Origin of the sequence: Kitasatospora sp. NBC_00458 (genome assembly GCF_036013975.1) — a bacterium.
Lineage (GTDB): Bacteria > Actinomycetota > Actinomycetes > Streptomycetales > Streptomycetaceae > Kitasatospora.
Map to the genome: position 1 here is coordinate 6897106 of NZ_CP107904.1, position 11867 is coordinate 6908972.

9 protein-coding genes are annotated in these 11867 nt (G+C 73.7%); 1 reads left to right on the forward strand and 8 read right to left on the reverse strand.

What is annotated here, in order from left to right; all coding sequences use genetic code 11:
- Positions 1-259: 259 nt before the first annotated feature.
- The 4 genes from OG550_RS28160 to OG550_RS28175 form a co-directional block, all read right to left on the reverse strand.
- Positions 260-919 carry a LysE family translocator gene (locus tag OG550_RS28160; protein ID WP_327682173.1) on the reverse strand — a complete coding sequence of 220 codons (660 nt, stop codon included), beginning with the start codon at positions 917-919 and terminating at the stop codon, positions 260-262.
- Positions 920-1173: 254 nt separating this feature from the next.
- Positions 1174-1719, reverse strand: a complete 546-nt coding sequence (locus OG550_RS28165) for a dihydrofolate reductase family protein (protein ID WP_327682175.1) — start codon at positions 1717-1719, stop codon at positions 1174-1176.
- Positions 1720-1784: 65 nt separating this feature from the next.
- Positions 1785-2648, reverse strand: a complete 864-nt coding sequence (locus tag OG550_RS28170) for a haloalkane dehalogenase (RefSeq protein ID WP_327682177.1) — start codon at positions 2646-2648, stop codon at positions 1785-1787.
- A gap of 168 nt (positions 2649-2816) precedes the next feature.
- On the reverse strand, positions 2817-3632 hold the full coding sequence (locus OG550_RS28175) for an SDR family oxidoreductase (protein WP_327682179.1): 816 nt from the start codon (positions 3630-3632) through the stop codon (positions 2817-2819).
- An 80-nt stretch (positions 3633-3712) separates the two neighbouring features.
- On the opposite strand from OG550_RS28175, the gene OG550_RS28180 reads away from it, so the two are divergent.
- Positions 3713-4294 (forward strand): TetR/AcrR family transcriptional regulator, encoded by a 582-nt coding sequence (locus tag OG550_RS28180; RefSeq protein WP_327682181.1) that lies wholly within the window; start codon positions 3713-3715, stop codon positions 4292-4294.
- A gap of 496 nt (positions 4295-4790) precedes the next feature.
- Here OG550_RS28180 and OG550_RS28185 read toward each other — a convergent pair whose 3' ends face one another.
- The 4 genes from OG550_RS28185 to OG550_RS28200 form a co-directional block, all read right to left on the reverse strand.
- Positions 4791-7013 carry an MMPL family transporter gene (locus tag OG550_RS28185; protein ID WP_327682183.1) on the reverse strand — a complete coding sequence of 741 codons (2223 nt, stop codon included), beginning with the start codon at positions 7011-7013 and terminating at the stop codon, positions 4791-4793.
- A gap of 87 nt (positions 7014-7100) precedes the next feature.
- Positions 7101-8432, reverse strand: a complete 1332-nt coding sequence (locus OG550_RS28190) for an alpha/beta hydrolase (protein WP_327682184.1) — start codon at positions 8430-8432, stop codon at positions 7101-7103.
- Entirely contained in the window at positions 8429-9463 is a 1035-nt protein-coding gene (locus tag OG550_RS28195; RefSeq protein WP_327682186.1) for an NAD-dependent epimerase/dehydratase family protein, read from the reverse strand. Before OG550_RS28195 ends, OG550_RS28190 begins: the two co-directional genes overlap by 4 nt.
- The gene (locus tag OG550_RS28200; protein WP_327682187.1) at positions 9463-11859 is read right to left on the reverse strand and encodes an MMPL family transporter; all 2397 of its coding nucleotides are present in this window, start codon (positions 11857-11859) and stop codon (positions 9463-9465) included. Before OG550_RS28200 ends, OG550_RS28195 begins: the two co-directional genes overlap by 1 nt.
- Between the last annotated feature and the right edge of the window lie 8 nt (positions 11860-11867).

An 11867-nucleotide genomic window follows, 5' to 3' on the forward strand; every position in this document is an offset into this window, starting at 1 on the left:
AATGTCGGGCCGTCGTGATCCCGGTATCCCGGGCCAGGGCGGGATACCCGGCGTCGCGGCCCCGGCGGGACTTGGCAAACACGCCTTAGCACGCTCGCCCGTCCGGGTGGATCGGACGGCGGTTCCCCGGCCGGGTGCCGACGGACGCGCCCGCGGCGGTGTGCTGACGACGCGGTGCCGGTCGGCCGGTCGGTGGGCCCGGCCGGCCGTCGGCCCGTGCGGACGGCGAGGTGTCGATCGGCGCTGTCCGGTGGCACCGCTAGTCCGGGGCCGTGACCAGCCGGACGGCCAGGGCTCCGAACACGGCGCCGCTGAAGACGTTCAGCCCCCGGGCCACCCGGCGGCTCCGCCGGAGCAGTGCCGCCAGCCTGCCGGCCAGTACGCCCACCGAGGCGTCGACGGCCAGTCCGACGGCCACCAGCGTCACGCCGAGGACCAGGAACTGCCCGGTCACGTGCCCCAGTCCGGGGTTCACGAACTGTGGCAGGAACGCGATGTTGAACATGATCACCTTGGGGTTGAGCAGGTTCGTGACGGCGCCCTTCCAGAAGGCGCGCAGCCGGCCGGACGCGGCACCGTCGGCCTCGCCCCCGCCGTCACCGGTGCCGTCGGTGCCGTCGGCGCCGAGCGGCGAGCGGTCGCGGAACGCCTGGACGGCGAGGAGGACGAGGTAGGCCGCGCCCGCCCAGCGCAACACGTGGTACAGCACGGGGAGGTGGGCGAACACCGACGAGAGGCCGAGCATGGCGGCCACCGCGTGCACCGTCGCCCCGAACGCCACTCCCAGGGCGGCCATCACCCCCGTCGCCGGCCCGCCGCGGCCGCCCATGGCCACCACGAACATCATGTCGGGGCCCGGGGTGACGCACAGGGCCAGAGCGGCGGCCACGAAGGCCAGGTACAGCGGTAGGTCCAGCATGACCAGCATCCTCCTTCTCCCGTGCTCCACGGGGTGGGACCGGGTTGCGTGCCAGTCTGACCATCAGATCGTGTGCGTGACAACGGCCTTCTGATCGTCGGACCGGGGGACGACTGCTTTCGGCCGTGGTTCCAGGCCGTGGTTCGAGGTCGTGGTTCGTGACCGGGATGCGTGACCGGGATGCGCGACCGGGCCCGCGTGGCCGGGGCCCGTCCGCCGGCCGCACCGGCGACCGGCGGACGGGCCCCCTCCCGTCAGGCGGGCTGGTAGGTCAGGTCCAGCACGCCGGTGGAGAAGGTGACCGAGCGGGTGAGCTTGAGCGGCACCCGGGCGGAGCCCTCGGGGAAGAGCCGCAGCCCGGTGCCCAGCACCACCGGGTGGACGAGCAGCCGGAGTTCGTCGACCAGCCCCGCCTCCAGCAGGGTGCGGGTGAGGCCGATGCTGCCGGTCAGGTTGATGTTCCCGCCGGGCTGCTGACGGAGCTCCTTGAGCGCCGTGACGACGTCGCCCTCGATGACGCTGGAGTTGTTCCACTCCACACCGGTCAGGGTGGTGGAGGCGACCAGCTTGCGGATGCCGTTGATGGCGTCGGCCAGTTCGCCGCTCTGGTGCGGCCAGGCGGCGGCGAACGCCTCGTAGGTCTTCCGCCCCAGCAGCAGGGTGTCGGCCGCGGCGTTCATCTCGCCGACGGCGGCGCCCATCTCGTCGTTCATGTAGGGGAAGTGCCAGGTTTCCGGCGCTTCCACGACTCCGTCCAGCGAGATGAACAGGCCGGCCACGATCCTGCGTTGTGCGGTCATACGATTCCTCCTGGGTGGTGGTGGGTGGTGTTCGGGATCCCGCCGGGCCTCGTCGTGCGAGGGCCTCAGCGGAGCTCGTGGCGCTTCGCCCAGCCGGTGAGGGCGGCGGCGATCGCGAGGGGCTGGTCCTCCGGCGTGTGGTGTCCGGCGACGGCGTCGCTGTGCTCGATCTCCAGGGCGGCGATGTTCTCCGCGCACCAGTCGACGATCTCCGGGCCCATCATGGCGCCGGGGCCGGGCGCGAAGGTGAGCAGCAGTTTGGGCACGTCGGTGCTGGTCGCCAGCCACCGGTCGTACGCGCGGATCCTGGCCACGACGTCGGCGGGCTCCTCGCCGAGCGGCATCGACCGCGGCCACTGGAGCAGCGGGCGGCGGCTCTCCCGGGTGGGGTAGGGGCGGCGGTAGACGTCGAGGTCCTCGGGGGAGAGGGGGGTGGCGACCGAGCCGGGAAGGGCCTGCTCGATGAAGAGGTTGTCGTCGAGGACCATGGCCTCGCCCACCTGCGGCGTCCGGATCGCCCGGAACAGGTGGCGGCCGCCCTCGGGGAACTCCTCCCAGGCCATCGGCTTGACGATGGTCTCGGTGAACGCGATGCCGCGCACCCGTCCGGGGTGCCGGGCGGCCCAGTCGAAGGCGAGGGCGCCGCCCCAGTCGTGTCCGACCAGCACCACCTCCTCCAGTCCGAGTGCGTCGAACCAGGCGTCCAGGTAGCGGGCGTGGTCGGCGAAGGTGTAGGCGAGGTCGGGCTTGCCGGACTCGCCCATGCCGATCAGGTCGGGGGCCAGCAGCCGGCCCGGCGCGCCGACGGCCGGGAGGACGTCCCGCCAGAGGTGGGAGGAGGTGGGGTTGCCGTGCAGGAAGACCGTGGGCGCACCTGCGCCGAGCTCCCGGTGGTACATGGTGGAGTCGAGTACGGGCTGAACGGGCAAGGGGTGCCTTTTCTTTCGGACGACCGGGGTCCCGGCCGTCGAGGCGTTCGGGCGTGTGCGCGGGTGTGTGTGCGGACGTCGGCGTGTCGGGCTGATCCGGGATCAGGGATCCGGGGCCGGGGGGGGCGGTTCCGTCCGGAGCGGCCCCCCGGCCCGCCGGCGCGGGGCTCAGCGGAAGGCGGGGGCGGTACGGGCGGCCCAGTCCGCGAAGGTGCGCGGTGCCCGGCCGAGGACGCGCTCGACGTCGGGGCTCACGGCCTGCTCGGCGGGCAGCGGCTCGCCGAGGATGGCGAGGGTGCCCTCCACCACCGGCTCGGGCATGAACGCCAGCATCTGCGCGCGGGCCTCGGCGCGGGTCTGCTCGACGAACCGCACCGCCTCGCCCACCGCCCCGCCGATCGCCCCGGCCCGCTCGCGCGGGGTGACCGGGGCCGGTCCGGTGAGTTCGTACGTCCGGCCCGCGTGGCCGTCCCCGCGCAGGACGGCGGCCGCGACCTCGGCGACGTCGGCCGGGTCGACGGTGGGCAGTCCGACGTCGCCGAACGGCGCGGCGGCGGTCCGGTCGGCCCGGATCGACTCGGCCCAGGCGTAGGCGTTCGAGTCGAGGCCGCCGGAGCGCAGCACCGTCCAGTCGAGACCCGAGCGGCGGACGGCCTCCTCGAAGGCCACGGGGTGGCGGTAGACCTCCGGCCGGGTGCCGGCGCCCTGGGAGGAGAGGAGGACGACGCGTCGCACCCCGGCGGCCCGGGCCTCGTCGAGGATCTCCTCGGGGGCCTCGCCGGCGACGAGCAGGAACAGGGCGTCGGCTCCGTGGAGGGCGGTGCGCAGGCTCGCCGGATCGGCCAGGTCGGCCTGCAGGTGCCGGACGCCGTCGGGCAGTCCGCCCGGTCGCCGGGAGACGCCGGTCACCTCCTCACCGGCCGCGGTGAGGATCCGGACGAGCTCCTGGCCGACGTTGCCCGTCGCACCCGTGATGACGATCATGAGAACCCCCGTGAGTGAGTTAGTTGGCTGACTTAGAAGGACCCTAGCCGACGCCGCGTCAGGCGTCTACACTTAGTCAGGTGACTGACTCAAAGAACTCCCGGCGAGCGCCGGGCAAGCGGGAACGGCTGGCGGCCGCGGCGGCCCGGGTGCTGCACGAGAAGGGGGTCGAACAGACCACCCTCGCCGACATCGCCCGCGCGGCGGACGTCCCGGTCGGCAACGTCTACTACTACTTCAAGACCAAGAACGAGCTGGTCGAGGCCGCGATCGACGCGCACGCGCAGGGCCTGCGGACCCTGACCGACGCGCTCGACGAACTCCCCACCCCGCAGGACCGGCTGAAGGCGCTGCTGAACGGCTGGATCGAGCAGCGCGAACTCACGGCCCGGTACGGCTGCCCCACCGGCAGCCTGGCCTCGGAGCTCGACAAGCGGGCCGACGGCCTCGACGGGGCCGTCGCCGAGGTCATGCGGCGCCTCGTCGACTGGGCGGCGCGGCAGTTCGGGGCGATGGGACGGGAGGATGACGCCCGCGAGCTCGCGGTCGCCCTGGTCGCCTCCTATCAGGGGATCTCGCTGCTCACCAACACCTTCCGCGAGCCCGAGCTGATGGCCGTCGAGGGGCGTCGCCTGGAGCGGTGGATCGACTCGCTCGCCTGATGCGGTGCCGGTGCCGGTGCGGGCGCCGGTGCGGGCGCCGGCGCCCCGCCGAACCCGGCCGCTGCCGACCGGAGTTCATCGGCCGGGCTGCGGAGGTCCGGGCTGCGGAAGTCCGGGGGGTCGGGCGTCCGGGGCGCGGGCGTCCGGGGGTCGGGGGTGGGGGAGTCGAACGCGTGCATGGTGGGGTGCACTCCTGCGGGCTGGTGTTTCTGACAACGGAAAAGCTACGTTGCTTTCCACTTCGCAGCAAAGCGATTGCCGCGTCAAATCACCATAACTGCAGGTGGAAGCCGAATTTTCGTTGCGGCGATCTCGAATAAAACGCAACGATGGCAGCTCATATCGTTGCAATGAAATGGGAGTGAACGCTATGCCCGGGGCCTGCCGGGAGGGCTCGGGCCCCGTCCGGAGGCCGGAAAGCCCGCACCACCTGCCCGGGTTGTGCGGGGCAGGTGGTGCGGGTGGGGGTGGGAAATGGCGGGTGGGTGGTGGCGGGTCAGTCGGCCGCGGCCTCGGTGAGGCCGAAGCGGGTGTGGAGGCGGCGGAGGGGGGCCGGGGCCCACCAGTTGGCGTCACCGGCGAGACGCATCACGGCGGGCAGCAGGACGGCGCGGATGAGCAGCGCGTCGACCAGGACGGCGAGGGCGAGGCCGACGCCGAGCTCCTTGAGGAAGACGACCGATCCGGTGGCGTACACCGCGAAGGTCAGGGCCAGGATCCCGGCCGCCGCGGTGATCAGCGGAGCGCTGCGCTGGATGCCGGTGGCGACGGCCGTCCGGGTGTCGGCGCCGCGGTCGTGCTCCTCCTTGATCCGGGACACGATGAAGACCTCGTAGTCCATCGACAGCCCGTAGGCGATGCAGAACATCAGGATCGGGATGCTGGGCTCCATCGAGCCGGCCGAGGTGAAGTCGAGCAGGCCGGCCAGGTTGCCGTCCTGGAAGCCCCAGACCAGGGCGCCGAACATCACGGTGAGGCTGAGCAGGTTGGAGACGGTGGCCTTGGCGGGGATCAGCAGGCTGCCGGTCATCAGGAAGAGCAGGATGAAGGTCGGCACCAGGATCAGCCCGGCCACCAGCGGCAGGGCGGAGAGCAGGCCGGAGCGGAAGTCCGTCATGTCCGCCGGGAACCCGCCGACCTGGACCTGGTACGGCGCGCCCTCGTCCCGGACCTGGCCGACCAGGCCGGGCATGTCGCCGGCGAGCGCGGCCTCCTCCGGGATCACGGTGAGCCAGACGCCCGAGCCGGTGGCGAACCGGGCGGAGTCGGCGGTCGGGCCGGTGCGCAGCCGGCCGTCGGTGTAGGAGCCGGTGAAGGTGTCGACCTGGAAGACGCCGGGCAGGGCGGAGAGCTTGGCCGCGTAGGCGTCGGTCTGCCCGGTGGTCCCCTTCGGGTCGGCGACACCGGTGGCGACGATCTGGAGGGCGTCGGTCTCACGGGCCGGGAAGCCGTCCCGGATCTGCTGCTGGACGACCCGGCTGGTGGCCTCGGCGGGCAGCACCCGCTCGTCCGGCAGGCCGAACTTGACGCCCAGGAACGGCGCCCCGAGGAGCAGCAGCAGGGCGACCACGGCGGTGCCGAAGGCGAGCGGGCGGGCCATCACCCGCTGGGTGAACCGGTACCAGCGGCCGTCCTCGACGGGGCCGGCTCCGGCGGCGTCCGGCCGCAGCACCCGGTGGCCGACGGCGGCGAGCGCGGCGGGCAGCAGGACCACGGCGCCGACGATCGCGGTGAGCACGACGAACACGCCCGCGTAGGCGAAGGAGCGCAGGAACGGGAACGGGAACGCGAACAGCGCGAGGAGCGAGATGGCCACCGTGATCCCGCTGAAGATCACCGTCCGGCCGGCCCGCTCGACGGCCCGCACCACGGCGGTGTGCTTGTCGTGGCCGGCGGCGCTCTCCTCGCGGAAGCGGGAGATCACGAACAGGCTGTAGTCGATGCCGAGGCCCAGGCCCATCACCAGGGCGAGGTTGGCGGCGAAGGTCGAGACCTCGGTGAACAGGGTGACGCCGCGGAGCAGCGTCAGGGTGGCGAGCACCGAGAAGAGGCCCACGCCGATGGTCAGCCCGGCGGCCGACCAGCGGCGGTAGACGGCGAGCAGGAGGAGCAGCACGGCGGGCAGCACGATCGCCTCGGCGCCGAGGAAGTCCTTCCGGGCCTGGGCGCCGACCTGCCGGAAGACCTCGTCCTGGCCGCCGACCTCGATCCTGACGTCGGCGGTCTCCCGGGTGAACTTCGGTGACAGGTCGGCGAGCCGCTCACGGGACTCGGTGGCGGTGCCGTCCAGCCAGGCCGTCACGAGGGCCTTGGTCCGGTCGGTGGAGGCCAGCGCGGGGCTGTTGCCCTGCCCCCAGTAGGAGCCGGTGGTCCGGACGCCGGCCGAGGTGCCGAGTTCGGTGGCCAGGGCCTGGCCGGCCGCGGCGACGGCGGGGTCGTCGACGGTGCCGTGCTTGGCGGTGACCAGCAGGATCATGTTGGGGCTGCCGTGGCCGAACTCGCGGTGCAGCACCTCCGAGGCCCGGTCGGACTGCGAACCGGGCGCCTCGAAGCGCGAGAGGGAGAGCGCCTTCTGGGCGCCGGCGCCGAGGGCGGCGGCGACCACCAGCAGCACGGTGCCCGTGATCAGGACCGCGCGCCGCCGGTCGACCAGCAGTCGGCCTAGCCTCCGCAACAGCGGCACCCGCTGGTCGGCCGCGGGTTCGAGGGTGAGCGTCATGACAACTGGTCTCCAGACGTGAGGTGGTGGGGCGGTCGGTGCGCCCTGGTCGGGGCGCGCCGGTCGGCGGCCCGGTTCGCAGCCGGGTCAGCCCAGCTGGTGGCCCGCCAGCCAGTCGGCGAGGGCGGTGTGGACCTGGGGGGCGTTGCGGGCCATGCCCATGTAGTGCCCGGCGGCGGGGACTTCGACCAGCTTGGTGTCGGTGGCCCCGGTGAACAGCGCGCGGTGCTCGGCACCGCCCTGGACCCGGGCGTCCTTCTCGCCGTAGAGGAACAGCACCGGGATCCTGATGTCCTTGATGTGCCGCATGTCGACCAGGACGGAGCCGAGCTGGGAGGCCATGTCCCCGCAGGGGTGCCGGTTCTGGTGCGGGGCGGAGAGGGCGAGGACGCCGGGCTCGGTGTCGTGGAAGTTGCCGGACTTGAACTCCTCGGTGCCGAGGTCGTAGTAGGCGTAGCCGCCGGGACCGCCGGCGCCGTCGACCGCCGAGCCGCCGCGCAGGCAGGTCTGGAGGGAGGAGAAGAACCGGGCGTTGGCCTGCGGGGTGAGGCCGAGGTCGGTCCAGTCCATGACGACCAGGCCGTCGACGTCCTGGAAGGAGTAGGCCTCGATCTGGGAGACCTGGCTGCCGTTGGACTGGCCGGCCAGCACGACCTTGTCGAAGGGGACGGCGGCCTGGCCGGGCTGTTCGGTCCGGTAGCTGCCGGCCCGCAGCTGCTCGACGATCTGGTGGGCGATGTCGGCCTGGCCCCCGATGCAGCTGCCGAAGCCGTCCGGCTTGTCGCTGGCGCCGTAGCCGATCCGGTCGATGGTGAGGGAGGCGTGGCCCTTCTTGGCGAGTTCCTCGGTGTGGTGGTAGCCGGGCGCGTCGAGGCGCCAGTACCACTCGCCGGCCGCGATGCCGTGTTCGTAGAGGGTGACGGCGCGCTTGCCGGCGCCGCCGTCGATGACCGCCTTGGGTGCGGTGAGGTGGCCGCTGACCTGGTAGGTCTTGCCGTCCACGGGGCAGGCGGCGAGGGTGCGGTTGACGTTCTGCACGGTGAAGCGGACCGGGATGTCGACGATGTTCTCGGCGGCCAGCCGGGTCTTGGTGTCGGCGGCGGCCTGTTCGGCGCCCGGCGGCAGTGCGGCGGGGCCGGTGGCGGGGCCCGTGGCCGAGGTGCCGGGCGCGGCGGGGGCGTCCGAGCGGGCCGCGACGGCGACCACCGCGGGGGACAGGGCGAGCAGCGCGGCCACGACGGTCAGCAGGGCGGCTTTCCTGGAACGGGGCACGGTCGCGGCCCTTTCGTTGTGCGGGGAGGGGGGTGGGTCCGGGAGGGAGCGGGAGTCGTCGGCGGAGCGGGGGCCGGTGGCGGCGGGCGCGGGACCGGCCGGGTCGGCCGGGTCGGCCGGGTCGGTCGACGGGACGGGGGGTGTCACGACGCCACCCGCCCCTGCTCCCGGTACCAGCTCGCCTCGTCGCTCAGGGTCTGGGCCAACGGGCGGAAGGTGACGCCGAGTTCCTTCTGCGCCCGGGCGGAGGAGAGCCGGGTCCGGGTGCCGTCGAGCAGCACCCGGACCCCCTCCCGCGTGGCCACCGGCGGTCGGCCGCGCAGCTTGGCGCCGTACTCCAGCGCGGTCGCGAAGGCGAGCGCCGCCCCGGCCGGGATCTGCCGGGGCGGGGTGGCACCGGTGGCGGCGGCGATGCCGGTGACGAGGTCGTGCAGGCCGTACCAGGAGCCGGCCACGACGTAGCGCCGCAGTCCGATGCCGTGGGTCAGGGCGCGGACGCAGGCCGCGGCGACGTCGCGGGCGTCCACGACGTGGTTCCCGGCCCGGGGGACGGCGCGCAGTTCGCCCTGCGCGACGGCGAGGAAGAGCCGGCCGGCCGAGGTGGGTCCGGCGTCGCCCGGGCCCCACATCCAGCCGGGCAGCACCAGGGGGACGGTGAGCTGCTCGCGGGCGCAGAACTCGGCGATGGCCTGTTCGGCGCGGACCTTGCTGGCCCGGTACCCGTTGCGCTGCCAGTCGGCGGGCGGCGGGGTGTTCTCGTCGGCGGGGAACTCGGTGCTGCCCCGGCCGATGGTGTTGATCGAGCTGGTGTGGACGACCCGGCGCACCCCGGCGTCGACGGCCTCGCGGAGCAGCGTGGCGACCGCGTCGACGTTGACGGCGTGCAGCCGGCCCAGGTCGGGCTGCGGCTGGTAGTACTCCCGGAAGTAGGCGGCGGTGTGGACGATTCCGCTCGCGCCGGGCAGCGCCCGGCGGTAGTCGGCGGGGTCGGTGATGTCGCCGGCCAGCACGGAGAGCCGTTCGTCGGCGGGCAGCAGCCGTCCGGCCTTGTCCCGGTCCCGGACCAGGGCGGTCACCTCGTGGCCGGCGGCGAGCAGGGCGCGGACCACGGCGCCGCCGAGCAGTCCGGTGGCGCCGGTGACCACGATGCGGCCCGGCGGGGTGCGGACGTCGGTCATCAGGACTCCTTCGCGGTGAGGACGGCGCCGGACCCGGTGTCGGGGCCGGGCGGGGCGGCGGGATCGGATGCGGCGGCGTGATCGGGATCGGTGGCGGGATCGGATGCGGCGCCGGGTGCCGCCCCGGCGGGACCGGCCGCACCGGCGGCGGTCTCCGGGGCGAGCGGCTCCTCGCGCAGCCCGAACCGCTCCTGGAACCGCTTCAGCGGCGCCGGCGCCCACCAGGTGGCGTGGCCGCCGAGGGCCATCACCGCGGGGACGAGCAGGCAGCGCACCACGGTCGCGTCGACGAGCACGGCGAGCGCCACACCGAGGCCGAGCATCTTGGTGTTGGTGATCCGGCTGGTGCCGATCGCCACCAGCACCACCGAGAGGATCAGCGCCGCGGCGGTGATCAGCCCGCCGGTGTGCTGGATGCCGTCGGCGACGGCCTTGCGCGGGTCGCGCCCGCGCCCGTACTCCTCCTTGACCCGGGAGAGCAGGAAGACGCCGTAGTCCATCGAGAGGCCGAAGGCGACGCAGAACATCAGCACCGGCAGGGTGGTCTCGACCGCGCCGGTCGGGGTGAAGCCGAGCAGTCCGGAGAGGTGGCCGTCCTGGAAGACCCAGACGACGACGCCGAACATCGCGGTCAGGCTGAGCGCGTTCAGCAGCACCGCCTGGAGCGGGATCAGCAGGCTGCCGGTGAGCAGGAAGACCAGCACCAGGGTGGCCACCGCGATCAGCGCGCCGGCCGGCAGCAGCCGCACCGCGATGGCGTGCTTGCTGTCCACCAGGGTGGCCGCCTGGCCGCCGACCGAGGGCCGGAGCGCCGGGAAGTCGGCGCCGGCCCGGCGGATCTCGCCGACCAGGTCCTGGTTGGCCTGGGAGACGTCGCCGCGGTCGGAGACGGGCACCACCGAGAGGTGGCCGAGGCCGTCGGCGGAGCGGAGGCTGTCGGCCGGGCCCGCGTCGCCGGAGGTGACGCCCCGCTCGTAGCCGCCGATCGGGGTGGAGACCTCGGTGACGCCGGGCAGGCCGGAGAGCCGGGCGGCGAAGCGGGCGAGCGCGTCGCGCTCCGGGCCGGGGATGGTGCCGTTGCCGGCGGCGCCGGTGTGCACCACCACGTCGATGACGCCGGTGGCGCTGGCGGTGAAGCCGTCCCGGATGGACTGCTGGACCACCCGGGACTCGGAGGCGGTGGGCAGCTGGCGGTCGTCGGCGGCGGCGAACTGGACGCGCAGGAACGGCAGTCCGGCGAGCAGCAGCAGGGCCGTGATGCCGAGCGCGAACAGCGGGGCGCGCCGCATCACCAGGGTGGCGGTGCGGTGCCAGCCGGCGCCGGGCTCCCGGTCCGGCCGGGCGGTCCGGCGGCCCGGCAGCCTGATCTTCAGCGCGTCGATCCGGCCGCCCAGCAGGGTGAGCAGCGCGGGCAGCAGGACGAGGGCCGCGGCGGCGGCGATCAGCACCACGGAGATGCCCGCGTACGCGAAGGAACGCAGGAAGTAGAGCGGGAAGAGCAGCATCGCGGAGAGCGAGACCGCGACGGTCAGCGCGGAGAACAGCACCGCGCGGCCGGCGGTGGCGAGGGTCGTGGCGACGGCCTCGCGGACCTCCAGCCCGCGGTCGCGCTCCTCGCGGAAGCGGCGCACGATGAGCAGCGCGTAGTCGATGGCGAGGCCGAGGCCGAGCGCGGTGGTGAGGTTCTGCGCGAACACCGAGACCTCGGTGAACCCGGTGATGACCCGCAGTGCCGCGTTGGTGCCGAGGATCGCGCAGATCCCGACGGCGAGCGGCAGCAGGGCGGCGACCAGGCCGCGGAAGACCAGCACCAGGATCAACAGGGTGATCGGCAGCGCGATCAGCTCGGCCCGCGCCAGGTCGTCGGCGATGGTGGCCTGCATCTCCTCGCGCACGGCGACGGTGCCGCCGAGCCGGACGTCCAGCGCCTCCAGGCCGGCCGGGCTGCCGCGGTAGTGCGGGGCGATCCGGTCGAAGACCTCCTTGGCGTGGTTCTCGTCGCCCTCGATGTGGGCGAGGATCAGCGCCTTGCTCCGGTCGGTGGAGCGGAGTTCGTCGACGCCGGTCTGCCAGTAGGAGGTGACGCCGACGACCTCGGGCTCGAAGGCGAGCCGCTCGCCGAGCCGGGCGCCCGCCAGGGCGGCCGTGGGGGCGTCGACCGAACCGCCGGCCTTCGCCGAGACCTCCAGGACGAGGTTCGGCGAACTGGCCGGGAAGGACCGCTCCAGCAGTGCGGCGGCGTGCGCCGACTCGGAGGCCGGGTCGCTGGTGCCGCCGTTGTGCAGGCGGTCGGTGACACCGGCGCCCACGACCAGCGCGTTGACCAGGAAGATCACCACGAAGAGGAGGGCGGACCAGGGCCGGGCGGTGACCGCCCGGCCGAGTCGCTTGAGCATCGGGTACC